We start from the raw sequence: 24740 nt of genomic DNA, 5'->3' as shown, positions 1-24740 counted from the left end.
ACGGTCGCCGCATACCGACGTATAGGCGAGCGCTTGCACCGTGCGTAAGCGCCGCACAGCGCTCCGCGACACCTATATCCACGACCGGATATCCGCGACGGGCAGAACGACGGAGGACGCCATGACGACCACGGAAGCCGCAGTGACCGGCACCACCGAACCGTCGGGCGCGGCGCCCTGCCACGGCGCTCCCGCCGCCGACGCGCCCGCCGCGGCCTCCGAGCAGCACCTCGGCCCCCACGGCTACAGCAAGCAGAAGGACCAGCACCTCAAGCGCCTGCGCCGGATCGAGGGCCAGATCCGCGGCCTCCAGCGCATGGTCGAGGAGGACGTCTACTGCATCGACATACTCACGCAGGTCTCGGCCGGCACCAAGGCCCTGCAGTCGTTCGCCCTCCAGCTGCTGGAGGAGCACCTGCGGCACTGCGTCGCCGACGCGGCCCTCAAGGGCGGCGCGGAGATCGACGCCAAGGTCGCCGAGGCCAGCGCGGCCATCGCCCGCCTGCTGCGCACGTAGCGCAAATCAAGGCCGTCCGGCGTTTGAGGACCGGGATCCGGCGGAGCCCCGGGAAATACCCGCCCTGGGGCGGAGCCCCGACGCGACGCGCTCACCCCCGGTCCGTATCCCCGCGAGCCCCCCGGGGGACGACGCGGAGCACTTCATCGATACGGTCCGGACTGAGCCGCTCCTCATCCACGCTCGATGCGGCGATCATGAGCTCACCGTAGAGATCGATCTCGATGAGGGCCACGGGATCCTGCCCGCCGGACGAACCGGGTTGCGAAACCACGTGTTCACCTCCTCGGGTCGTCGGTCTTCCGCTCTGCTCTTCGTTGGTCTCTTTACATATTCTTTACTTGAAGCCCAGCACTCGGTTTACCAGCGTAGTGATCGGTGCACACTCCGCGCATGGCACAGATGGACCATTTCCATGGCCAACTACGCCCTGCCGCACTATTTCTGCGGCGAACCGACCTTCCCCGCATAGATATCGCCGGGCACCGGCAGTACGACCCTGACCCCCGTACCGAAGGCGGAGAGCCGGACGGTCGAAACGACGACCATCGGGGTCGCGGCGGGCGAAGGCCGCACCGCCGTGGCCGTGGCAGCGGCGATCGCCGTGGCCGTCGTGGCCCCGCCGCCGGTATCGCCGCTGCCGCCCTCGACGCTGAACCGGTAGCGCAGCTCGCGCGGCCTGCCCTGTTCGTCGATGAGGACATCGAACGCCACTGTGCCGCTGGAGAACCCTTTCGCCGCCGCAGCGAGTGGTCCCCGGTCGCGAGCCGGTGCCGCGCGCGCGGCGCGGCCGAGATCGATCGTTCCCCAGTAGTGACCCACACGCACCCCGCCTACCCGCTCGTCCCGCATGTACGTCACCTCGCGCGCGCCTCCGAGCAATTCGGCCGCGGCGAGCGGGTCGGTGGCCCCGCTCGTGAGGAGATTCCCGTCGGGGAGGGCCGCCGTGTCCAGCCGCACCCACTTGTCGGCGGGCACCCCCGCGCCGCGGTTCTTCATGTACAGCCCGCCGGGGGTGAAGACCTCGGTGATCGGCCGGTGTTCGGCGGCCCCGGCCACGTCCTCGGGCAGCAGCACCGTCAACTCGCCGACGGGCCGGGCGAAGTCGTAGACGCCCGAGCCCTGGATCGTCAGCCGGGTGCCGCCGCTGACGGTCTCCATGGACGTGACGACCTTCGCGCCGCCCTCCTTGGCCAGGGCGGCGGCGGCCCCGCGCACGGTGGCGAGCGCGCGGCCCGGGTCGATCACGGCGCCCGTCCCGTGGACCGGCCGGGCGGAGTGGGGCCGGCCGCCCCGGCCGCCCTGTGGCTCGTAGGCCGCGGTCATCGGGGAGCAGCCGGACACCAGCAGGGCGACGGCGACGCCGCCCGCGACCGCGGTGGCGACGACCGCGCCCCTGCGTCCTTGCCCTCGCACCACCATGACCGCCAGCCCCCTACCGAAAACGCTGTGGACCCCGATCGTTCAACGACTACGCGGGTGTCACCGTCACGGCCGGGTAGCGTGGTCACGTGTCCGACGCAGCCCCCGTGAACCAGTCCTCGCTGCCGCCCGCCCGGCGAGCGGCACGGCACCCCGCCGAGCACCACATCAGCACGACCGAGAGAGGGTCGTTCTGCACGGCCCGCTGCAGCTGCGGCTGGTCCGGTCCCGCCCGCCGTGCCCGCTCCCTCGCCCGCGAGGACGGCGCCGGCCACCTCGCGGCCACGGGCGACCAATAGCTGACCGATAGCCGGCCAATAGCTGCCGCCTACAGGGAACCGCCCACCCATGTGCGTCATCTGTCCAAGCAGGTACAGCGCGCATCACGTACCGCGCGAAGCACGTACAGGGCGACAAGGGGCGGGCAGGCGACATGGCCATGAACAGGCGCAAGCTGTTGGCGACGGGGACGGGACTGGCCGCGGCCGGCGTATGGGGGGCGTCGTGCGCCGACGACACCTCCCAGGCGACCCCGGCCCGGATGACCAACGCGAGCCGGTCCACCTCGGTGACCGCCGCCTCCAAGGCCAAGCCGGCCGACTGGACCGCCCTCGGCAAGGGCCTCTCCGGCGGCATCGTCCGTCCCGGTGACGCCGACTACACGGCCGCCCGCCAGCTCTACAACACCCGCTTCGACAGCCAGCGCCCCGCCGGTGTCGCCTATGTCGCCGGAAACGGCGACATAACGCAGTGCCTCGCGTTCGCCCGCCGCCACTCCATACCCGTCTCCATACGCAACGGCGGGCACAGCTACGCGGGTTGGTCCAGCGGCACGGACCGCCTCGTCATCGATGTCTCCCGACTGAAGTCGGTCCGCACCCCCACCGCCTCAACCGCCGTCATCGGCGCGGGCGCCAAGCTCATCGACGTCTACACCGGCCTCGCCGCGCACGGCGCCACCATCCCGGCCGGCTCCTGCCCCACCGTCGGCGTCTCCGGCCTCACCCTCGGCGGCGGCCACGGTGTGCTCTCCCGGGCCTACGGCCTGACGTGCGACAGCCTCACCGGCGCCACCCTCGTCACGGCCGACGGCAAGACCGTCGAGTGCGACTCCTCCCGCAACACGGATCTCTTCTGGGCGCTGCGCGGCGCGGGCAACGGCAACTTCGGCGTCGTGACCGAGCTCCGTTTCCGCACCCGCAAGGCGTCGGACTGCGTGACCGGCTACGTCTCCTGGCCCTGGGCGAAGGCCGCCGACGTGATCCGCGCCTGGCAGGAGTGGGGCCCGACCCGGCCGGACGAGATCTGGTCCGCGTGCGACCTGGCCGTGGCGGCGGGCGGCACCCCCCGCGTCTCCGTCGTCGCGTACTCCCTGGGCACGTACGGCGATCTGGAGAACGCCCTCGACGAGCTGGTGCGCAAGGTGGGCAGCGCCCCGAAGAAGGGCCTCGGGCTGCGCCGCCGCGGCTACCTCGACTCGATGCGCGCCTACGCGGGCTGCGGCGACAAGACCCAGACGCAGTGCCACCTGCCGGGCAAGACCCCCGGACGGGAGTCCTCCGGTGCGCTCCAGCGGGAGACGTACGCGGCCCGCTCCGACTTCTACGACCGCTCGCTCCCGGCGGCTGGCATCCGTGCGCTGCTCGACCAGGCGGAACGATTCGGCAAGAGCGGTGGCAGCGGCGGCGGTTCGATCCAGCTGACGGCGCTGGGCGGCGCGGTCAACCGCGTAGAGCCCCTGTCGACGGCCTTCGTGCACCGTCGGTCGCGTTTCCTCGCGCAGTACCTGACCTCGTGGGCGGCGGGCGGCTCGGGCACGAAGCAGACCACGTGGCTGGACGGCACGCACACGGCGATGCGCCGCTTCGCCTCGGGTGCCGCGTACCAGAACTACACGGACGCGAGCCTGAAGGACTGGCGCAAGGCGTACTACGGGGACGCGGCGGACCGGCTGACGAAGATCAAGGGGAAGTACGACGCGGGAAGGCTTTTCACCTTCCCGCAGGCACTGTGACGGCGTTGCCGTAAGCCGCAGCAAGTCGCCGGAAAGGGCCTCAGGCCGCGAGGTCCTTGTCCCGGTGCCGGGGGTGCTCGGGGAATCCCGCGTCGGCCCCGGCACCGCTCCCGGCCCGTGTCATCACGGGCCGGGGCGCCTTGGCCGACCGCACGAGCCAACCGGCCCGCGAACCGGCGACCGTCCTGGCCAGCGGCGTGAGCAGCATCATCGCGAGCGGGGCGAGCAGCAGGGCGACGGCCGTGCCGAGGGCGAGTCCGCCGACGACGTCGGTCGGGTAGTGCACGCCCATGTAGACGCGGCAGAAGCCTTCGAGGAGTGCGAGGCCGATCCCGAGAAGCCCGTACTTCCGGTGGGCGACGAAGAGGCCGACGCCCAGCGCCATGGTCAGCGTGGCGTGGTCGCTGACGAAGGAGAAGTCGGTCTTGCCCTTGACCAGTACGTCGAGACCGCCGTGATCCACGAACGGGCGTGGTCTTTTGACGAACCCTCGGATCGGGATGTTCACGAGCAGCGCGATCCCGGCGGCGAGCGGGGCCCACACCAGCGCGGCGACCCCGGCGGGCGCGTCCTCGCTCTTACGGACGCTCCACCAGGCGAAGAGCATGAGCACACCGAGGCCCAGGACGATGCCGAACTCGCCGATGAACTCCATCGTCCGGTCGAGCCAGTTGGGCGCGTCCTTGGCGATGCCGTTGATGTCGTAGAGCAGGCTGACGTCGGGGTTCGATCCACCCCTGGCCTCTGGCATGGGGTGCCCCATCACGAGTCCAGCCATGTCCCACGGCCCCTATCTGTCGCCTGTTTCCACGTCCAGCTGCCGACCCCCGTGGTCCGTGCGCCCAGCCCCGGCGCTGCTTCCCCACTCCCCATGGAACGCCTCGATCCGGCCAGGCGTTCCACCCTCAACCCAAAGATCACCAGGACGTTATCGAAGGGTGACCCGCCGTCGCAGCTCAGGGTGCGGCGTTCATGCGTTGTTCGTACGAGGCAACGCTTTGGCGCCGTCTTCGGTCACTCTCGTGGCACCGATGTAATCCGGTGTGTCGATTTTGTCGAACCGGATCACGGCCCCCGTATACGGCGCGTTGATCATGTATCCGCCGCCCACATACAGCCCCACGTGGTGGATGCTGCGCGGATCCTGGAGGTTGTGCGCGAAGAAGACCAGGTCACCGGGGAGCAGCTCGTCCCGCTTGGGGTGGGCTCCCGCGTTCCACTGGTCGTTCGCCACGCGCGGCAGCTCGATCCCCACCGACTCGTAGGCCGCCTTCGTCAGCCCTGAGCAGTCGAAGCGCCCGTTGTCCTCCTTCGTGCCGTTGCCGCCCCAGAGATAGGGCGTTCCGAGCTTCTCCTGCGCGAAGTAGATCGCCCCGGCCGCCCGCTGCGAGGGCGCCACCCGCCCGACGGGGCGCGCGAAGCTCTTCGACAGATCGCGGATCGCCTTCACATAGCCCTGGGTCTCGTTGTACGGCGGCACCCCGGAGTGCTTGATCACGGCATAGGAACCCGCGTTGTACGAAGCGAGCATGTTGTCGGTGAGGTCGCCGGGGACGTTCTTGACGTACTTGGCGAGGTCGCAGTCGTACGCGGCCGCCGAGGGGATCGCGTCCTGCGGATCCCAGATGTCCCGCTTTCCGTCCCCGTTCCCGTCGAGCCCGTGCGCGGCCCACGTTCCGGGGATGAACTGCGCTATCCCGCGGGCGTCCGCGGGACTCACGGCCCGGGGGTTCCAGTTGCTCTCGGTGTAGAGCTGCGCGGCGAGGATCGCGGGGTTGAGGGCGGGGCAGAGATTGCCCCACTTCGCCACGAGGGCCTGGTACTGATCGGGCACGGCCCCCTTGGCCAGCCCGACCGCCCCCTTGCCCCCGCCTCCGATGAGGTTCGAGGCGGCGGAGTACACCCCGATGACGAGCAGCCCGATGAAACACAGGGACATCCCGATCCCGACACCCACGCCCACCCAGAGCTTCCGCACCCCGCAATCCTCCCCCACGGGCCCGTCGCGTATCCGTCATTCATACGGCCCGGCTGGTTTCGTACCAGCGCACTCGCGCACCGGACGCCCCGTCACTCCCCGGCAGGCGACCGGAAGTCCACGCCCGGCCTCCGGCTCACGCCGGCACACTCCCGGCGGTCCGATGCCGGCGCTAATACCAACCGACCCGGCGACGCCGGTGGACGAGGACGTCCCCGACGCGGAGGACGATCGTCACGGCGAGGCCGATGCCGCAGACCCACCGGGCCGTACCACCGTCGGAGACCTCACCCCCCGGGCTCGGCCCCACCCGCCCGTCGGGGTCGTAGGCGACGGTGAGCCGTTCTCCCTTGTCCGCGATGTGCCGGCTCGTGGTCATGGCCCGGGGCCGGCCGCCGGCACAGTCCAGGCGGTGGTCGTAGGACGTCGTGGTGGTCGTGCTCGAGAAACCCTGGGCATCGGTCGTCGTGTGCCTCTCCACGCGCTTGTCGACGTCGAGAACCGCGCACTGGGCCCGCACCCCCCGCGAATGCAGCACCCATTTGTCGACGCCTGTGTACGCGCCGCCGAGGGCAATGGCGAGCGTGACGGCCGACATGAAGAACACCACCCCGCTCTCGGACAGCGAGGGCGAGAACACCCAGATGGCCATCGCGGCGAGAACCATCAGCACGCCCAGCACGCCCGCGATCACCCCGCCGGCCCCATAGGCGTTGAGCCACCGGGCCCCGATCACGAGCCCCACCGCCGATACCGGCAGGCCCACAGCCGCGGCCAGTCGCAGAGAGGAGATACGTCCTGCCACCACTCCCCCGTCCCCCTTCACGGGCGGCGGGACATGGGCCGCCCGAAATCCATCGCACACGGGAGCATTCACCCACCCCAGGCTTGGGTATCGCTCGGGCGTTTCGCGTGCATTCGCTCGGGCGGGCTACATTTCGACGAGGAATTCGCGTACGTGTTCGTTTGTCGAGGTGCGCCAGATATGCGCCGACAAGGCGGGGACGCTCATCGACAAGGCGACGCGACAAGGCGACGCGGAGATCGCCGTGACCGCCGGCCCCGGGCGGGACAGGTCCGCACCCTCCGTCGAAGGGACCGACCGGCGGGCTGCGGAGGCAGCGGAGCCCGCCACAGCCCGTCCCGCGATTCAGTCGTCGTCGCCCTCGTCGCCGACCTCGGCGATGTCGTGGTCGTCGTGCCCCGACTGCTGCTTCGGCTTCTCCGTCCTGGACTGCGCCTTGGGCGTCCCTGCCGTCGCACTCGGCTTCGGGTCCTCGGACCTCTTGGGCTTGGCCTGCTTCGACGGTGCCTTCGGCTTCACCGGTGAGGGCGCCGCGGGGGTCGCCTCCGCCGGGACCACGTTCGGCGCGTCGCGCGTATGGCCCGGGTCCGGACCGCCCGGCTGCTGCTGGGCCGACTCCGAGGGCTGCGCCTCGGGCTTCTGGGACCCCTGGCCACCGTCCGACGGGCCGAACACCGACGACCCGATCAAGGCGGCCACCACGAAGACCGCCGCCCCGGCGACCACGCCGATCAGCACCTTCGGGCTGCGCCCGCCCCTGCCGCTCCCGCCGTCCCCGTTCCGCCGTCTGCCGGCAGCCGCCGCGGGCGGCGCCGACGAGTGCACCGGCGCGTACGCCGCAGTCGGCGCGGGCCCGGGAACGGCCGCCGGCGCGCGCATCGGCTCCGGAGCACGCATCGGCGCGGTCGGCGGTGCGGGCATCGGCATCGGCTGCGCGACGTCCCGCCAGGAATTGCCGGCGAACCAGTCCGCCGCTTCCTCCGCCGAGGGCCGGTCCTCCGGCTCCTTGGCCAGCATGCGCAGCAGATAGGCCTCGAAGGCGTACGGCATGTCGACGCCGTGCCGACGCGGTGGCACGGGCTCCGCGTCCACGTGCAGATAGAGCAGTGCGGTGGGGCTGTCCGCCCAGAACGGCGGCTGGCCGACGAGCAGCTGGTAGAGAACGCACCCCAGCGCGTAGACGTCCGAACCCGGGCCCGCCATCCGGCCCAGGGCCCGCTCCGGCGCGAGATACGTGCTCGTTCCGACGATCTGGCCCGCCCGGGTCAGGGCGGCCGAGGTCTCGTCCACGAAGCGGGCGATGCCGAAGTCGCCGATCTTCAAGGTGCCGTCGGCGTCCAGCATCAGGTTTCCGGGCTTGACGTCCCGGTGGACCACTCCCTGCCGGTGGGCGGCGGCCAGCCCGGAGGCCGCCTGCGCGGCGATGTCGGCGACGCGCTCCGGGGCGAACGCGCCCCGCGCGGAGAGGTCCGCCAGGCTCGGCCCCTGGACCAGCTCCATGACCAGATAGAAGCGCCCCTCCCAGGCGCCGAAGTCGTACACCGCGACGACCTGAGGGTGATTCAGGCGCGCCGCCGTCTGGGCCTCCATCCGGAACCGGGCCGCCGACGACTCGTCGCCGTCGTCGCCCAGCAACAGCTTCACCGCGACCTGACGCCCCAGCACCTCGTCGTGTGCACGCCAGACTTCGCCCATCCCGCCACGGCCGAGCAGATCCCCCAGCCGGTACCGATCGGCAACCAGCACCCGTACCACCCTTGTTTTCGACGCACCCGAAGCAGGTGACGAGTGCGATGCGTGCAATGAACGCGAGGAAAGCGATGAACCGGCCCGGCGGCCACGAAGTGCGGCGAACGCGAGGACGGCCGCCCCAGCGTACCGACCGAACACATTGTCGTTTGAGCATCCTCGGGCCCCCCGCCCTCGCCAATCATTGCTCGGCGTCCATACGCGTGATACACAGAGTCACCATAGGGCCCCCCACTGACAACGGACCGCGCCGCAGGTCAGGGCGGTACCGCCGACGGCGCATACGGGTTCCGGCAAAAAATGCCGCCAAGTCGACATGCTGAGCGGCAACGTCAGCGAAGATAGGTCCTGACCTTTGCCATGCGGCGGAGGCGACGCAACTACCCATAAGGGGCGGTGAGTTACAAATGTTTTTGGCAGCCGGCGACAAGGGTGACATCAACACCATCATTGGCGGAATCGCCCCGAAATGGGGGCCGTTCGGTAGCCTGGGCACGGAAGCTCGAGTGATGGTCGAGGTCATCATGGCCGTGGCCATTCTCCTGTGCCTCGCCATCGCGATCTGGGGCGCGGCGAAGCAGCGGATCGGCGCCACGGCCCTGCGGGACACCTTCAGCGCGGAGCAGGGCAAGGGATTGATCGTCGCCGGCCTCACCGGCGTGTTCATCATCGGCTCGCTGGGCACTCTCTTCACGATCGTCTACGGCATGGCCGTCTGAGCCGTTCGGTCACGCCCGACGCCCACGCGCCCCCCAGCCGCCCCCACCCGTCACCCGTTCCACCGCGCATCGAACCGCGCAGACCCTCTCGTCCCCGAGTCCCCCCGCACCGAGGCTGCCACCTGATGCCCCCTCACACCCCCTTGTCCTCCCCCCTGAAACCGTTCACACCGCTACCGTCATATACGGGCGGCAAGCCAGCGACGACGCATGAAACGGATGAGGGGACGGACGCGCGATGAGCCTCGGCGACGACGGCTACGGCGGCGGGCACGACTCGGGCCGCGCGGCCGGTGACCCCGGCGGCTACGACGACCGCCACCTGACCCGCACCCGGCTGCCGGAGGGCGAGGGCGACGCGTACGGCCCCTACGGCCAGCCCCGCCGCGGCGGCCGCCCGGGCGGCGGCAGACCGGGGATGTCCAGCCGGAACCTGATGACGGTCGTCGGGGTCGTGGTCCTCCTCCTCGCCGCGATCGCCTTCGCCAACAGGGGCGGTGACGACTCGTCGTCCGACGGCGCCGACACGAACACCGACAAGGCGGCGAGCAGCGGGGCTACGGCGGCGTCCGGAACGAGGCCCGTGACCGGGAAGACCGGCGGTATCGCTTCGGGGTTCGCACATTCGGAGCAGGGGGCGCAGTCGGCCGCGGCGAATTTCGCGGTGGCGCTGGGTGGTGACGGGATGTTCAAGGCGGATACCCGTCGGGAGATCGTGGATGCCACCCACACGGCGGACGCCGCGCCCGCGCTCAAAGAGGACCTGGACAAGGCCTACTCCGCAGGCTTCCTGAAGAACCTGGGACTCAACCCGGACGGCACCGCCCCCAAGGGGCAGACCTTTGTCTCACGCACCGTTCCCGTCGGAACGAAGAGCACCTCGTACGGCGGCGACGAGGCCACCGTCGAAGTCTGGTGCACGGGCCTCGTCGGCCTCGCCGGGGAAGGCTCCACCAAGCCGGTCGCCCAGACCTGGTTCACCATCACCGAGAAACTCCGCTGGGTGGACAACGACTGGAAGGTCTCCTCATCCAGCCAGAAGCAGGGCCCAGCACCTGTCAGCAGCGACGTCCGCGCATCAGGAGCCGACGAGATCGCGAATGCGATCAGCGGGTACGGAGGGTTCACATATGCCAGGTAACCGCCGTCACCGCGCCCTGTCCGTAGCCGCGGTCGTCGCATACGCCCACGTGGCCGTCCTCTCGCTGGCCACGCGTGCCACCGCGGCCCCTACCCCTACCCCCACACCCAACCCCTCGGCGTCGGGCGCCACACCGACGCCGACGCCGACGCCGTCGCCGTCGCCGAGTGCCAGCAAGGGCAACGACCCCTGCGATCTCATCGTCGGGCTGGCCAAGGACTACTGCAAGGGCAAGGACGACAAGGGCGCCTCCGCACCGTCCCCCAACGACCCCCAAACCGCCCTGGACCCCCTGGCTTCCCTCTCCAAAGGTTGTGCCGACGCCGCCGCCTGGATCGTCGGCAAGCTCTCCGAAGCCGTCAAAGCCACCGGCACCGTCGACTTCACCAATTCCACTTTCCTCCACCAGTACGCCGTCGTCTTCGCCGCCTCGACCGTCCTCACCCTCGTCCTGTGGCTGCTGGCCGTCGCCAAGCGGGCCGTGCGGGGGGTGCCGTTCACGGAGGCGTTCACCGAGGCCGTGGGGTTCCTCTGGCTGACCGTGCTGGCGTCCGCGTTCACGCCGTTGATCCTCTATACGGTCGTCTCGGCCACCGACGCCGTCACCGAAGCCATCGCCTCCGGTACGAATTCGAACAACGATGCCTTCTTCGGCGGATTCGCGGACGCCCTCAAGAAGGGTGACGGCATCGGCGGCGGGCCGATCATGCTGATCGTCGTGTCGCTCGTTTCCGTGCTCGCCGCAGGCGTGCTGTGGCTGGAGCTGGTGATCCGGGCCGCTCTGCTCTACGTGGGGGCCCTGCTCGGCACCGCCGTCTACGCGGGGCTGGTCGACAAGAACATGTGGGGGCACGTCCGGCGCTGGGCGGGGATCATGATCGCGGTGATCCTGATCAAACCGATCATCGTGGTCGTCCTCGGGCTCGCCGGAGCGCTGTCGGCCGACAAGGGGCCGAACGCGTTCTCGGCGGTCGTGTCCGGCCTCGCCATCATCATTCTTGCCATTTTCGCCAGTGCGATGATCTACCGGTTCGTTCCCGGCTTCGGCGACGAGATCGTCAGCACCCGCAGTGCCAGCAAGGACGCGGCGTCCCGCCAGGCCGCCGCCGTGATCTCCTCGCCCGCCGCGCTCGTCAAGCAGGGCATCAACACGCACAGCGCCCGCGGTTCCGATGGCGGTGGCGGGCAGCAGGCCCGGCCCGCCAGTGCCGTGTCGGGCGGGGTCGCCGCCCACAGTTCCCGGCCCGCCGACCGCAACGGCGGCGGCACGGGCGGCGGAGGCTTCTCCGGGCACTCCGGCCCGGGCGGCTCCCCCGGCTCCTCGGCGTCCCGCGCACAGAACCGCAGCAATACCCGAGGAGGTGAGCGGAGTTGACGATCCAGGCCCAGTCCCAGCCGGTCGCGGCCCGCCGTACGTATCTGATCGGCCGTGCGCGTCCCAACGCGGTCGTCGGCAAGAACCGGGAGACCGGCGAGATCGCGCTGATCATCGCGGGCGCGTTCCTCGGCATGATGTGCGGGCTCCTGGTGCCGAACCTGCCGCTGCGGATCCTCACCCTCGCCGGGTTCCCCGTGCTCGCGCTGGCCGCCGTGTACGTGCCGTACAAGCACCGCACGTTCTACAAGTGGTTTGAAATCAATCGCTCGTATAAAAGGACGCTCCGGCGCGGCACCACCTACCGCTCCTCCGTCGTCGAGGCCGGCACCCGCCTGGACGGGCGGGAGGTCGAGGTCGGGCCGCCGCCGGGCATCGGGCGGATCAACTGGCTGGCCGCGCCCTTCGGGCCCGACGAGATCGCCGTCCTGCTGCACGCCGACCGTCGTACCGTCACCGCCGCGATCGAGATCGAGGGACCGGGCGTCGGTCTGCGCGACTCGGAGGACCAGGAGGCGCTGGTCGACCGGTTCGGGACGCTGCTCAAGCACGTCGCCAACGGCGACGGGTACGTCACCCGCATCCAGATGCTGGCCCGTACGCTCCCCGCCGACCCCGACGCGCACGCCAAGGACGTCGAGCGGCGCGGTGACGAGAAGGCGCCCGCGTGGCTCAAGGAGTCCTACGAGCAGCTCCAGTCGATGGTCTCGACCTCGTCCGAGCAGCACCGGGCATATCTCGTCGCCTGTATGCACTACACCCGCGAGCTGGCCGCCGAGGCGCAGGCCATCGCCCGCGCCTCGCGTCACGAGGCCGGCAAGCGGAGGCTGGACCGGGACGCCGGGCTGGCCGTCGTCATGGCGCGTGAGCTGACCGACATCTGCGCGCGGCTCGCCGAGGCCGACATCCGGGTCCGGCAGCCGCTCGGGCAGGGCCGGCTGGCCTCGCTCGTGCACTCCATGTACGACCCGGACCACCCGATCGACCACCTCCAGGCGATGACGAAGCGGAACGCCTGGCCGGCCGAGCTGGACGCGATGGAGCCGACGTACCTCCAGGCCAAGACCCGCGAGTCCAGCACCCGCGAGCCCTGGTGCCACTCCACCGCGTGGGTGAAGGAATGGCCGATGACGCCCGTCGGCGTCAACTTCCTCGCCCCGCTGCTCGTCCACACCCCCGACGTGATCCGCACGGTCGCTGTCTGCATGGACCTCGAGCCCACCGACGTGGCCATCGAGCGCATGCTGACCGAGAAGACCAACGACGACGCGGACGCCTCCCGCGCCGCCAAGATGAACCGGGTCGTCGACCCGCGCGACGTCGCCCACCACTCCCGCGTCGACCAGCGCGGCGAGGACCTGGCCAGTGGCGCGGCCGGGGTGAACCTCGTCGGGTACATCACCGTGTCCTCGCGCTCCCCAAAGGCGCTGGCGCGCGACAAGCGGACCATAAGAGCCTCGGCCGGCAAGAGCTACCTGAAACTGGAGTGGTGCGACCGCGAGCACCACCGGGCCTTCGTCAACACACTGCCGTTCGCGACCGGCATTCGACGATAGGGGCAGTGCCGTGCTCGACCCGCTCGCCGCAGTGACCGATGCCTTCACCAGCTTCGTCTTCGGGAAGGTGGAGACCACCCGGCTGCCCGTACGGACCTCCACCGGCCAGGCGCAGGCCGTCTACCTCCCCACCGCCGCGCCCGGCCTCGGCGACTCGGGCGTGATCATCGGACGCGAGGTGTACTCCGGCAAGGGCTACATCTACGACCCGTTCCAGCTCTACGGGCAGCAGCTGCCGGCCCCGCACTGGCTCGTCCTCGGCGAGTCGGGCAACGGCAAGTCGGCGCTGGAGAAGACCTACGTCCTGCGCCAGCTGCGCTTCCGCGACCGCCAGGTCGTCGTCCTGGACGCCCAGGGCGAGGACGGGGTCGGCGAGTGGAACCTCATCGCGCAGCAGCTGGGGATAACCCCCATCCGGCTCGACCCGACCGCCGCCATGAACGGCGGCATCCGGCTCAACCCGCTCGACCCGTCGATCACGACGACCGGGCAGCTCGCCCTGCTGCGCACGATCATCGAGGTCGCGATGGGGCGCGGCCTGGACGAGCGGGCGGGCTTCGCGCTCAAGGTCGCGCACGCGTACGTCAACGAGACGATTCTCGACCGGCAGCCGGTGCTGACCGACATCGTCGAGCAGCTGCGCCACCCGGAGGCCGAGTCCGCGGAGTCGATGAACGTCGACATAGACGATGTACGGGCCTGGGGCCTGGACGTCGCGCTGGTGCTGGACCGATTGGTCGACGGTGACCTGCGGGGCATGTTCGACGGGCCGACGTCGGCCGGGATCGACCTCGACTCCCCCTTGATCGTCTTCGACCTCTCCCACATCGACCGCAACTCCATCGCGATGCCCATCCTGATGGCCATCGTCGGGGTCTGGCTCGAACACACCTGGATCCGCCCGGACCGCAAGAAGCGGATCTTCCTGGTGGAAGAGGCCTGGCACATCATCAATTCGCCGTTCGTGGCCCAGCTGTTCCAGCGGCTGCTGAAGTTCGGGCGCCGGCTCGGCCTGTCGTTCGTGGCGGTGGTCCATCACCTGTCCGACGTGGTCGACGGCGCGGCGGCCCGGGAGGCCGCCGCGATCCTCAAGATGGCCTCCACCCGGACGATCTACGCGCAGAAGTCCGACGAGGCGCGGGCCACGGGGCTGGTCCTCGGCCTGCCCCGGTGGGCTGTCGAGATCATCCCGACCCTCACCCCCGGCATCGCCGTCTGGGACGTCAACGGCAACGTCCAAGTCGTCAAGCACCTCATCACGGAGGCCGAGCGGCCGCTGGTCTACACCGACCGCGCCATGACCGAGGACGGGGACGTGGCCCGCGAGCTGGCGGCGGAGGCGGCGGCCGCGAAGCGGGCCGCCGCGGCGATGGAGGCGCACCTCGCCGACGAGGCCTACGGTTCCTCCGAGCCGACGGTGGCCTGACGTGACAGGCGGGGCGAGACCCATGCGCGGCGGACGACCGGACGGCAGGCTTCCCGAAGGCGGAATTCCGGATGGCCTGCTGGTCGGTGTCCTCGCGTTTCTGCTGGGGCTGGCCGGGCTGGTGTGGTCGGCGACGGGTCTCGCGGCCCTCTTCACCCACGGCGCCTGGCCGGAAGGCGTGACGTTCCTGCGGACCCCTCTGGCTCTACGGCACCTGCTGAGCCGGCCACAGGACCTGCCCGCCGCCTGGCCCGACACCCCACCGGACACCCTCCCGGGCTACGGGCTCTTCTGGGGCATCCTGGTCAGCCAGCTCCTGGTCCTCATCGTCCTCACCGTCTTCGTCCTCGGCACGCTCGCCCGCTGGCGCGCGGTCCGGGCACAGCGCAGGGAGCAGGACCGCCCGGCTACGGACATGGCTACGGCCACGAGCACGGCTACGGATACGGCCCCACCGGGTCCCGCGCCCGCCCCGTCAGCAATTCCCGCCGCCTCCACCGTTTCGGCTCCCGCTGCGGCTCCCCCCACCCCGGCCGTGGCCGTGGCCATGGAACACGCCACAACAGGGGTAGCCACCCCGCGCTCCCCCGCCCCTCAGCGCGTCCACTACGGCGCCGACCGGCGGGACAGCGCGGCCCGCGTCCTCCTGGAGGCCGCCGGGCCCGCGCTCGTCACCACCAGCGACCCCGGCCTGTGGGCGGACACCAAGGACTCCCGCGCCAAGCTCGGACCCGTCCATGTCTTCGACCCGGGCCATCTCCTCGACACCCCAGCCCGCCTGCGCTGGAACCCCACCACGGGCTGCGAGGCCCGCGACACCGCCGCCGCCCGCGCCGCCGCGCTCCTCGCGCCCGTACGGCCCATGAGCGCGCTCGACTCGGCCACCGCCGACACCGCGGAAACGCTGCTGCGCTGCTGGCTGCACGCTGCCGCCGTGGACGGGCGCCCCTTCCGCCAGGTGCACCGCTGGGCCCAGGGCGCCTCGGCGCACGAGCCCGTGCGGATCCTGCGTACGAACACCAAAGCGGTCGGCGGCACGGCGGGCGAGCTGGAGTCGGCGCTGACCGGCCACCCCGAACGACGCGACATGGCCCAGGAACTGACGGCCCGTGCCCTGGAGGCGCTGTCCTCCATTCACATGCGCGACGCCTGTAACCCCAATCGAGCCGATTCGCTCGCGTGGGAATCATTCATCGCCGAGGGGGGAACGCTGTACGTGGTGGGTGAGGCGATTGAGGATCCTCGCACCCGCCCGGGTGCGATGCCGCTACTGACCGCACTCGTCGCAAACGTGGTCGAGCGCGGCCGGGGCATGGCCGAACGGTCATCTTCCGGTCGGCTCGACCCACCACTGACGCTGGTGCTGGACGACGTGGCCGCCGTCGCGCCCCTCCCGGCCCTGCCGGACCTCCTCGCGGACGGCGAGCGGTACGGCCTGCCCACCCTCGCGCTGATGCGCTCCGAGGAACAGGCCCGTGCCCGCTGGCCCCACCGCCCCCTCGTCGGCCAGCCCGCACACACCCGCCCTACCGGCCGAAACCCGCTTCGATGATCCTGCCGACGACGGGGCTCGGGGTCTCGCTCTTCGCGTCCGTGGCATTGACCGAGTAGACGAGCGTGCGGGAGCGGTCGGGGGTGGCGCCGAACCCGCTCAGATACCCGTACCGTCCGCCCGTCTTGCCGTAGACGACGGTCCTGCCGACCTCGACGCGCGTCAGACCGCTGGTGTACGTGGCCTTCCTGTCCTCGGCCGGGTCCCCGCCGGGGTTGTAGGCGGGGACGTCGGGGACGGTGAACATCAGCTTCAGCTCGGGCTTCGGCACCACGCGGCCCCGGAAGAGGGCCGACGAGAACCGCTCGAGGTCCGCCGTGGTGGTGATCAGATCACCGGAGGCCCAGGTGATGGACTGGTTCCACTCGGACACGTCGACCAACCGCGACGAACCGTCCTTCGCCTTCACCGCCTGGTACCCGCGCGTGTGCCGCCCCTGGATCCTGGGGTCGTTTCCGGCGCTGTACGTGTCCTTGAGGCCGGCCGGGATGATCACCCGGTCCCGTACCTCACGCTCGTAGGACCGGCCGGTCACCTTCTCGACGATGAGGCCCAGCACGTTGTAACCGATGTTGGAGTAGTGCTGCTTCGTGCCCGGCGCGAACTCCATGGGCCTGCTGACGGCCCTGCTGACCAGCTCCTTGTGGTCCCACGTCGTGAAGCGGTGCGCGTACTGCCAGGCGAAGTCGGCCGGGAAGTCGGCGCTCGGCAGACCGCTGGTGTAGTTCAGCAACTGGCTGACCCGGATCTCCGGGTAGTGGGCGGGCAGCAGGCCGGGCAGGTAGTGCTGAACGGTTCCGTCCAGTCTCACCTTGCCCTCGTGCACCAGCTGAAGCACGACCGCGGCCGTGAACGTCTTGGTGATACTCCCTGCCCGGAAACGCTCGTCGCCCTTCGGCGCCCGGCGCGTACGGATGTCGGCCTCCCCCGACGTGCCCAGCCACCGGCCGTCCGCGCCACCCAGCCGGACCTGGGCGGCAGTGGCGTCCGCCGACGGCAGCCCGGCTATCGCCCGACGCATCGCCTCGGCGTTCGACGGCACCCGCTCGGCGACCGCCGCGGCCGACGGGGCCGACGGGGCCGACGGGGCCGGGGAGGACGAGGACGCGAGAGCGGGCGGGATCGTGACGGTGACGCTCATGGCGGCGACCGCGGTCGCGAGGACGGCAATTCCCTTACGGCGCATGGTGAGACTTCCCCAGGTGATCGACAGACGACAGGTGACGCATCGGACGCGTCCCACCCATCCTGGAGATCGGCGCGCCCCCGCGAATCGCCGACGCGAGCGGTCTCGCACCCCCGCGCCCTCCCCCGCGCGAGGGAGAAGACTCCGCCCCGCCCTCAGCCACCGCGGGCGATCAACCCCGTCTCGTACGCGCAGATGACCGCCTGGATCCGGTCCCGCAGTCCCAGCTTCGACAGCACATTGCTCACATGCGTCTTCACCGTGTGCTCGCTCACCACCAACTCGGCCGCGATCTCCGCGTTCGACAGCCCCCGCCCCAGCAGGACGAGCGTCTCCCGCTCCCGCGTCGTGAGCGCCCCCAGCTCCTCCGACGGACCGGCGGCCGGCACCGGGTCCGCCACCGCCCGCCGCGTGAAGTCGGCGACCAGCCGACGGGCGACCGACGGGGCCAGCAGCGAGTCACCGGCCACGACCACCCGCACCGCGTGCACGAGATCGTCACGGCGTACGTCCTTGAGCAGGAACCCGCTCGCGCCCGCGTGCAACGCCTCGTACACGTAATCGTCCTGATCGAAGGTCGTGAGCATGACGACCTTGCAGTCCGACTCCGCACAGACCGTCCGCGCGGCCTCGATGCCGTCCACGCGCGGCATCCGGATGTCGAGCAGCACCACATCGGGGGCGTGCCGCCGCACGGCCTCGACCGCCTCCGCCCCGTCGCCGGCCTCGGCGACCACCTCGATGTCCGGCTGCGCCTGCAGGATCATCGCGAAACCGCTGCGCACCAGTTCCTGGTCGTCGGCCACCACCACACGGATCGTCACTTGCCCACCTCCGCACCGGAGGAGATCACGAGCGGCAGCCGTACGGCAACGCGGAACCCCACCCCGTGCGGTCCGGGCCCGGAGACAGTCGTTCCGCCGTGTGCGGCGGCCCGCTCGCGGATACCGATCAGCCCGCGCCCGCTCCCCGCGCAGGGGCGCGGCACCGCCCCACGCGCACCATCGTTCTCCACCGTTACGGAGAGGGTTGCGACCTCCCACGCCAGGCGCACGGTCACGGACCGGGCATCGGCGTGCTTGAGGACATTGGTCAGCGCCTCCTGCACCACCCGGTACACCGTCACCTGCACATCGGCCGCGGCCTCCTGAGGCTCGCCCGATACCGACAGGCTCACCTCCAGCCCCGTCCGCCGCACCTCCTCCACGAGCGCGCCGAGCCCCGCCAGCGTCGGCTGTGGGCTGCGCCCGGCATCCGGGTCGTCCTTCAGCACCCCGAGCATCCGGCGCAGCTGCGCCATGGCGTCCCTCCCTGCTCCCGAGATCGCGTCGAAGGCCGCCTCCGCGCGGTCGGGGTCGGACCGTACGACCAGGGGCCCGGCCTCCGCCTGAACGATCATCAGGCTCACCGCGTGGGACAGGATGTCGTGCATCTCCCGCGCGATCCTGGCGCGTTCCCGCTCGGCCGCCCGCTCGGCCTCCACCACTCGCGCCCGTTCCAGTTCGGCCGCGCGCGCCTCCACCGCCCGGGTGTAGGCCTGCCGGGTACGCGCCAGCACTCCGAGCGCGTACACCATGCTGAACAGGAACATGGAAAAGAGGTGCTCGCGGGCCGTGTTGTCCCGCAGGGCCACGCCGAGAGCGATCAACGGCAGTCCCAGGACGATCGTGGCCCGCCGCTGCCACAGCCCGGCCTGGGCAGCGACCGTGAAGATCGCGACGATCGGACTGTAGGGCAACGGCTGGCCGGGCCCGTCCACGATCAGATATCCGAAGCCCGCCACGGTGATGGCCAGCAGCGACGTGAGCGGCGCCCGGGTGCGCCACAGCAGCGGCAGCACCTGGAGCGACGTCAGCCCGTACATGGCCCACGTGGCGGGCGGCAGGTCCGCCGGGCGCGGCACGATGAAGGGGATCGTCACCGCCGCCTGGACGACGACAGTGATCACAGCGTCGACGGCCCAGGGGCTGGCCCTGCTCAGCCGACCGCCCAGAGCGCGTCTCAGCACGCCGGACGAGCCATGGCCAGCTCGTACTCTTTCGCCGAGGAATCGCCGGGCATGAGGACGACCACACCGGTCCGCTCGAAGCCCAGCTTGCGGTAGAGCGCCTGGGCGCGGGCGTTCGCCTCGTGCACGTACAGCCGCACACGCTCCGCCCGGGGCTCGGACAGCGCCCACGACCAGTCGAGCGCGGCACCGAAGAGCGCCTGCGTGAGGCCGGTGCCGCGGTGTTCGGGCCGCACGAAGACACCGACGATGTGGGTCTGCGGCACGGTGGCGCCGCCGCCGAAAACGCCGTCCTCTCCGGGAAGTTCGACCAGGACCGTCACCGTCCCCGCCCACTCGCCGTCCGGGCCCTCGGCGACAAAGCCGCACACGGACTTTCCCTGGGCCGCGGTGTCCGTACGGTCCTTCCAGTACGCGTCGGGCTGGGCGACTGCGCGGTCGTAGGTGTCGAGGAAGGCGATCGGGGCGACGGGGTCGGCGAGCGCGGCCAGCCGCAGTTCCTTGACCTTCGCCCATTCACCGGCCCGTACGGTTCTGATGAGGTGCTCCATCCGCCGATGTTCGCCCGTACGAACGACACGGTCAACGAACTTCCGCCCGAATCGGTGTACGCGTTGACGTGCCGGAAGGCCGGTTCTAGCGTCCGTCCGGAAGGAAAGGCGGGGTTGTCTGCCATGAACGATCGTCCAGGGAATCCATCGCCGTTCCCGGCACGGCCGACCGTCGTCGTCGCCATGGGAGCGGACGAGGCCGCGGCGTCTTTGCCCGCGGACCTTCGCGCCGGGCTCGGCACCATGGCGAGGCTGACGCCCGGGGTACTGACGGGCGATCTCACCGCACCGGAGGAACGTACGGCTCTGGCCGACGCCGATGTGCTGATCACCGGTTGGGGGACCCCGCCACTCACCGAGGACGTGCTGGCGTCCGCGCCTCGACTGCGTGCGGTGGTCCATGCCGCGGGGTCCGTCAGGGAGCTGGTCAGCTCCGTGGTCTGGAATCGGGGCATCGTCGTTTCCTCGGCCGCCGAGGCGAACGCCGGCCCCGTGGCGGACTACACGTGCGCCGCCGTTGTCTTCGCCGCGAAGAAGGCGATTCCCGCAGCCGCCGCGTACGCCACGGGCCCCAAGCCGGCGTTTCTCGACCGTGAAGGTGCTGACGGCCGCACGGTCGGGGTGATCGGTGCCTCCCGTATCGGCCGCCGGGTCCTCACACGGCTGCGCGCCTCGGACGCGGAATTCCGCATCCTGCTGTACGACCCGTATGTGACCGCTGAGGAAGCGGCCGGACTGGGCGTCGAGATGGCGGGGGTGGACGATCTGTGCCGTGCCAGTTCCATCGTGACGGTCCATGCGCCGCTGCTGCCGGAAACGCATCGACTGCTGAGCGCGGAGCGTCTCGCGCTCATCCCGGACGGCGGCACTGTCGTCAATACGGCACGGGGGGCTCTCGTCGATACGGAGGCCCTCACCCGGGAATGTCTCTCGGGTCGCTTGGACGCCATTCTCGACGTCACCGACCCGGAGCCACTCCCCGAGGGGCACCCGCTGCGCAAGCTGCCGAATGTCCTGCTCACCCCGCATATCGCGGGAGCACAGGGCAGCGAGGTCCGCCGTCTCGGGGCGTACGCCGTCGAGGAAATCGGACGGTTGGTGCGGGGGGAACCGCTGCGCGGCCGGGTACTTAAAGAGGACCTGGGCCGGCTGGCCTGACGAATTCGGCCGGAAACGCAGAATAGCCCCCGCAGGAACCAAATGGCTCCCACAGGGGCTACTCTCAAAAATTGTTCGGCGGCGTCCTACTCTCCCACACGGTCCCCCATGCAGTACCATCGGCGCTGAAAGGCTTAGCTTCCGGGTTCGGAATGTAACCGGGCGTTTCCCTAACGCAATGACCACCGAAACTCTATGAAATTAACCAACCGGAACACAACACGGTCGTTACTTCAGAACCTACACAGTGGACGCGAGCAACTGAGGACAAGCCCTCGGCCTATTAGTACCAGTCAGCTCCAACCGTTACCGGTCTTCCACACCTGGCCTATCAACCCAGTCGTCTACTGGGAGCCTTAACCCCTCAAAGGGGGTGGGAATACTCATCTCGAAGCAGGCTTCCCGCTTAGATGCTTTCAGCGGTTATCCCTCCCGAACGTAGCCAACCAGCCATGCCCTTGGCAGGACAACTGGCACACCAGAGGTTCGTCCGTCCCGGTCCTCTCGTACTAGGGACAGCCCTTCTCAATATTCCTACGCGCACAGCGGATAGGGACCGAACTGTCTCACGACGTTCTAAACCCAGCTCGCGTACCGCTTTAATGGGCGAACAGCCCAACCCTTGGGACCGACTCCAGCCCCAGGATGCGACGAGCCGACATCGAGGTGCCAAACCATCCCGTCGATATGGACTCTTGGGGAAGATCAGCCTGTTATCCCCGGGGTACCTTTTATCCGTTGAGCGACGGCGCTTCCACAAGCCACCGCCGGATCACTAGTCCCGACTTTCGTCCCTGCTCGACCCGTCGGTCTCACAGTCAAGCTCCCTTGTGCACTTACACTCAACACCTGATTGCCAACCAGGCTGAGGGAACCTTTGGGCGCCTCCGTTACTCTTTAGGAGGCAACCGCCCCAGTTAAACTACCCACCAGACACTGTCCCTGATCCGGATCACGGACCCAGGTTAGACATCCAGCACGACCAGAGTGGTATTTCAACGACGACTCCACACACACTGGCGTGCATGCTTCACAGTCTCCCACCTATCCTACACAAGCCGAACCGAACACCAATATCAAGCTATAGTAAAGGTCCCGGGGTCTTTCCGTCCTGCTGCGCGAAACGAGCATCTTTACTCGTAGTGCAATTTCACCGGGCCTATGGTTGAGACAGTCGAGAAGTCGTTACGCCATTCGTGCAGGTCGGAACTTACCCGACAAGGAATTTCGCTACCTTAGGATGGTTATAGTTACCACCGCCGTTTACTGGCGCTTAAGTTCTCAGCTTCGCCCTGTCGAAACAGAGCTAACCGGTCCCCTTAACGTTCCAGCACCGGGCAGGCGTCAGTCCGTATACATCGCCTTACGGCTTCGCACGGACCTGTGTTTTTAGTAAACAGTCGCTTCTCGCTGGTCTCTGCGGCCACACCCAGCTCAGGAAGCAAGTTCCATCACCGGACATGGCCCCCCTTCTCCCGAAGTTACGGGGGCATTTTGCCGAGTTCCTTAACCATAGTTCACCCGAACGCCTCGGTATTCTCTACCTGACCACCTGAGTCGGTTTAGGGTACGGGCCGCCATGAAACTCGCTAGAGGCTTTTCTCGACAGCATAGGATCATCCACTTCACCACAATCGGCTCGGCATCAGGTCTCAGCCTTAATGTGTGACGGATTTGCCTATCACACGGCCTACACCCTTACCCCGGGACTACCACCGCCCGGGCTGGACTACCTTCCTGCGTCACCCCATCGCTTACCTACTACAGATCCGGGTCACCGGCTCCACCACTTCCCTTCACCCGAAGGATCCAGGACGGCTTCACGGGCTTAGCATCGTCTGATTCGATATTGGGCGTTTCAAAGCGGGTACCGGAATATCAACCGGTTGTCCATCGACTACGCCTGTCGGCCTCGCCTTAGGTCCCGACTTACCCTGGGCAGATCAGCTTGACCCAGGAACCCTTAGTCAATCGGCGCACACGTTTCCCACGTGTGTATCGCTACTCATGCCTGCATTCTCACTCGTGAACCGTCCACAACTCGCTTCCGCGGCTGCTTCACCCGGCACACGACGCTCCCCTACCCATCCACACGGCCGTTGGACCTATTGTGTGAATGACACGACTTCGGCGGTACGCTTGAGCCCCGCTACATTGTCGGCGCGGAATCACTTGACCAGTGAGCTATTACGCACTCTTTCAAGGGTGGCTGCTTCTAAGCCAACCTCCTGGTTGTCTCTGCGACTCCACATCCTTTCCCACTTAGCGTACGCTTAGGGGCCTTAGTCGATGCTCTGGGCTGTTTCCCTCTCGACCATGGAGCTTATCCCCCACAGTCTCACTGCCGCGCTCTCACTTACCGGCATTCGGAGTTTGGCTAAGGTCAGTAACCCGGTAGGGCCCATCGCCTATCCAGTGCTCTACCTCCGGCAAGAAACACACGACGCTGCACCTAAATGCATTTCGGGGAGAACCAGCTATCACGGAGTTTGATTGGCCTTTCACCCCTAACCACAGGTCATCCCCCAGGTTTTCAACCCTGGTGGGTTCGGTCCTCCACGAAGTCTTACCTCCGCTTCAACCTGCCCATGGCTAGATCACTCCGCTTCGGGTCTTGGGCGCGCTACTCAATCGCCCTATTCGGACTCGCTTTCGCTACGGCTTCCCCACACGGGTTAACCTCGCAACACACCGCAAACTCGCAGGCTCATTCTTCAAAAGGCACGCAGTCACGACTGCATGTGCAAGCACATACAGCGACGCTCCCACGGCTTGTAGGCACACGGTTTCAGGTACTATTTCACTCCGCTCCCGCGGTACTTTTCACCATTCCCTCACGGTACTATCCGCTATCGGTCACCAGGGAATATTTAGGCTTAACGGGTGGTCCCGCCAGATTCACACGGGATTTCTCGGGCCCCGTGCTACTTGGGTGGTTCTCAAGCGAGCCGTACAGATTTCAGCTACGGGGGTCTTACCCTCTACGCCGGACCTTTCGCATGTCCTTCGCCTACCTGTACGGTTTCTGACTCGCCGACCAGCCGGCAGACTGATCAAGAGAACTCCCACAACCCCGCACACGCAACCCCTGCCGGGTATCACACGCATACGGTTTGGCCTCATCCGGTTTCGCTCGCCACTACTCCCGGAATCACGGTTGTTTTCTCTTCCTGCGGGTACTGAGATGTTTCACTTCCCCGCGTTCCCTCCACACTGCCTATGTGTTCAGCAGCGGGTGACAGCCCATGACGACTGCCGGGTTTCCCCATTCGGACACCCCCGGATCAAAGCTCGGTTGACAGCTCCCCGGGGCCTATCGTGGCCTCCCACGTCCTTCATCGGTTCCTGGTGCCAAGGCATCCACCGTGCGCCCTTAAAAACTTGGCCACAGATGCTCGCGTCCACTGTGCAGTTCTCAAGCAACGACCAGCCACCCACCACCCCAACACCAAAGTGTCGAGTTCACTGGGGCCGGCATCGCGAAGGCTCGAAACTTACGTTCCGTACCCTCAGATACCCAACAGCGTGCCCGACCCGACCCATCCAGTATCACGTTCCACGCCGAAGCAGTACTAGTGAACCA

Annotated in this window: 20 protein-coding genes and 2 rRNA genes; 10 read left to right on the top strand and 12 right to left on the bottom strand. The window is 68.7% G+C overall.

The annotated features are described in order from the left end of the window. The first annotated feature begins 121 nt into the window (after positions 1 to 121). Complete coding sequence (locus JO379_RS19435) at positions 122 to 517, top strand: metal-sensitive transcriptional regulator (protein WP_130878226.1); 396 nt, start codon at positions 122 to 124, stop codon at positions 515 to 517. 91 nt (positions 518 to 608) lie between these two features. On the opposite strand, the gene JO379_RS19430 is transcribed toward JO379_RS19435, so the two are convergent. Together JO379_RS19430 and JO379_RS19425 are read right to left on the bottom strand one after the other, a co-directional pair. Continuing rightward, complete coding sequence (locus JO379_RS19430) at positions 609 to 791, bottom strand: hypothetical protein (RefSeq protein ID WP_130878227.1); 183 nt, start codon at positions 789 to 791, stop codon at positions 609 to 611. A gap of 164 nt (positions 792 to 955) precedes the next feature. After that, complete coding sequence (locus JO379_RS19425) at positions 956 to 1939, bottom strand: hypothetical protein (RefSeq protein WP_130878228.1); 984 nt, start codon at positions 1937 to 1939, stop codon at positions 956 to 958. Between the two features lie 89 nt (positions 1940 to 2028). On the opposite strand from JO379_RS19425, the gene JO379_RS19420 reads away from it, so the two are divergent. Together JO379_RS19420 and JO379_RS19415 are read left to right on the top strand one after the other, a co-directional pair. Continuing rightward, entirely contained in the window at positions 2029 to 2238 is a 210-nt protein-coding gene (locus JO379_RS19420) for a hypothetical protein (protein WP_130878229.1), read from the top strand. A 140-nt stretch (positions 2239 to 2378) separates the two neighbouring features. Continuing rightward, on the top strand, positions 2379 to 3953 hold the full coding sequence (locus JO379_RS19415) for an FAD-binding oxidoreductase (protein ID WP_209516071.1): 1575 nt from the start codon (positions 2379 to 2381) through the stop codon (positions 3951 to 3953). A gap of 40 nt (positions 3954 to 3993) precedes the next feature. On the opposite strand, the gene JO379_RS19410 is transcribed toward JO379_RS19415, so the two are convergent. From JO379_RS19410 to JO379_RS19395, 4 genes are all read right to left on the bottom strand, one after another. Continuing rightward, positions 3994 to 4704 (bottom strand): phosphatase PAP2 family protein, encoded by a 711-nt coding sequence (locus JO379_RS19410; protein WP_130878231.1) that lies wholly within the window; start codon positions 4702 to 4704, stop codon positions 3994 to 3996. A gap of 219 nt (positions 4705 to 4923) precedes the next feature. Further along, positions 4924 to 5931, bottom strand: a complete 1008-nt coding sequence (locus JO379_RS19405) for a C40 family peptidase (RefSeq protein ID WP_278046319.1) — start codon at positions 5929 to 5931, stop codon at positions 4924 to 4926. 172 nt (positions 5932 to 6103) lie between these two features. Beyond that, the gene (locus JO379_RS19400) at positions 6104 to 6736 is read right to left on the bottom strand and encodes a hypothetical protein (protein WP_209516068.1); all 633 of its coding nucleotides are present in this window, start codon (positions 6734 to 6736) and stop codon (positions 6104 to 6106) included. A 345-nt stretch (positions 6737 to 7081) separates the two neighbouring features. Continuing rightward, positions 7082 to 8482 carry a serine/threonine-protein kinase gene (locus JO379_RS19395; RefSeq protein WP_209516065.1) on the bottom strand — a complete coding sequence of 467 codons (1401 nt, stop codon included), beginning with the start codon at positions 8480 to 8482 and terminating at the stop codon, positions 7082 to 7084. A 410-nt stretch (positions 8483 to 8892) separates the two neighbouring features. Between JO379_RS19395 and JO379_RS19390 the strand changes: the two genes are divergently transcribed. From JO379_RS19390 to JO379_RS19365, 6 genes are all read left to right on the top strand, one after another. After that, on the top strand, positions 8893 to 9204 hold the full coding sequence (locus tag JO379_RS19390) for a DUF8827 family protein (protein WP_130878234.1): 312 nt from the start codon (positions 8893 to 8895) through the stop codon (positions 9202 to 9204). Between the two features lie 238 nt (positions 9205 to 9442). After that, positions 9443 to 10345, top strand: a complete 903-nt coding sequence (locus JO379_RS19385; protein WP_209516062.1) for a DUF8175 domain-containg protein — start codon at positions 9443 to 9445, stop codon at positions 10343 to 10345. After that, a complete protein-coding gene (locus JO379_RS19380; RefSeq protein WP_209516059.1) occupies positions 10335 to 11720 on the top strand; it encodes a hypothetical protein in 1386 nt (461 codons plus the stop codon). The genes JO379_RS19385 and JO379_RS19380 overlap by 11 nt, the downstream gene beginning before the upstream one ends. Before the next feature lie 2 nt (positions 11721 to 11722). Continuing rightward, on the top strand, positions 11723 to 13276 hold the full coding sequence (locus JO379_RS19375; RefSeq protein WP_209518754.1) for an SCO6880 family protein: 1554 nt from the start codon (positions 11723 to 11725) through the stop codon (positions 13274 to 13276). A gap of 10 nt (positions 13277 to 13286) precedes the next feature. After that, positions 13287 to 14702, top strand: a complete 1416-nt coding sequence (locus JO379_RS19370) for an ATP-binding protein (protein WP_130878237.1) — start codon at positions 13287 to 13289, stop codon at positions 14700 to 14702. Positions 14703 to 14724: 22 nt separating this feature from the next. Next, positions 14725 to 16254, top strand: coding sequence for a type IV secretory system conjugative DNA transfer family protein (locus tag JO379_RS19365; protein WP_209516056.1), 1530 nt, complete (start codon positions 14725 to 14727; stop codon positions 16252 to 16254). Here the strand turns inward: JO379_RS19365 and JO379_RS19360 are convergent. From JO379_RS19360 to JO379_RS19345, 4 genes are all read right to left on the bottom strand, one after another. Beyond that, entirely contained in the window at positions 16229 to 17440 is a 1212-nt protein-coding gene (locus JO379_RS19360) for a serine hydrolase domain-containing protein (RefSeq protein WP_209516053.1), read from the bottom strand. The two genes, JO379_RS19365 and JO379_RS19360, sit on opposite strands and share 26 nt — an antisense overlap. 155 nt (positions 17441 to 17595) lie before the next feature. Next, complete coding sequence (locus JO379_RS19355) at positions 17596 to 18264, bottom strand: response regulator (RefSeq protein ID WP_209516050.1); 669 nt, start codon at positions 18262 to 18264, stop codon at positions 17596 to 17598. After that, positions 18261 to 19448 carry a sensor histidine kinase gene (locus tag JO379_RS19350; RefSeq protein ID WP_209516048.1) on the bottom strand — a complete coding sequence of 396 codons (1188 nt, stop codon included), beginning with the start codon at positions 19446 to 19448 and terminating at the stop codon, positions 18261 to 18263. Before JO379_RS19350 ends, JO379_RS19355 begins: the two co-directional genes overlap by 4 nt. Continuing rightward, complete coding sequence (locus JO379_RS19345; RefSeq protein ID WP_130878241.1) at positions 19442 to 19999, bottom strand: GNAT family N-acetyltransferase; 558 nt, start codon at positions 19997 to 19999, stop codon at positions 19442 to 19444. The genes JO379_RS19350 and JO379_RS19345 overlap by 7 nt, the downstream gene beginning before the upstream one ends. Before the next feature lie 123 nt (positions 20000 to 20122). Here JO379_RS19345 and JO379_RS19340 point away from each other — a divergent pair, with 123 nt between their 5' ends. Then, the gene (locus JO379_RS19340; RefSeq protein WP_245381495.1) at positions 20123 to 21157 is read left to right on the top strand and encodes a hydroxyacid dehydrogenase; all 1035 of its coding nucleotides are present in this window, start codon (positions 20123 to 20125) and stop codon (positions 21155 to 21157) included. Between the two features lie 73 nt (positions 21158 to 21230). Here JO379_RS19340 and rrf read toward each other — a convergent pair. Together rrf and JO379_RS19330 are read right to left on the bottom strand one after the other, a co-directional pair. After that, positions 21231 to 21347 (bottom strand): 5S ribosomal RNA (gene rrf, locus JO379_RS19335). Positions 21348 to 21420: 73 nt separating this feature from the next. Beyond that, positions 21421 to 24544: ribosomal RNA gene (locus JO379_RS19330) — 23S ribosomal RNA — on the bottom strand. Between the last annotated feature and the right edge of the window lie 196 nt (positions 24545 to 24740).

The organism is Streptomyces syringium, from assembly GCF_017876625.1.
Lineage (GTDB): Bacteria > Actinomycetota > Actinomycetes > Streptomycetales > Streptomycetaceae > Streptomyces > Streptomyces syringius.
The sequence above is the reverse complement of the archived record's forward strand: the minus strand, read 5'-3'. Positions and strand labels throughout refer to the sequence as shown.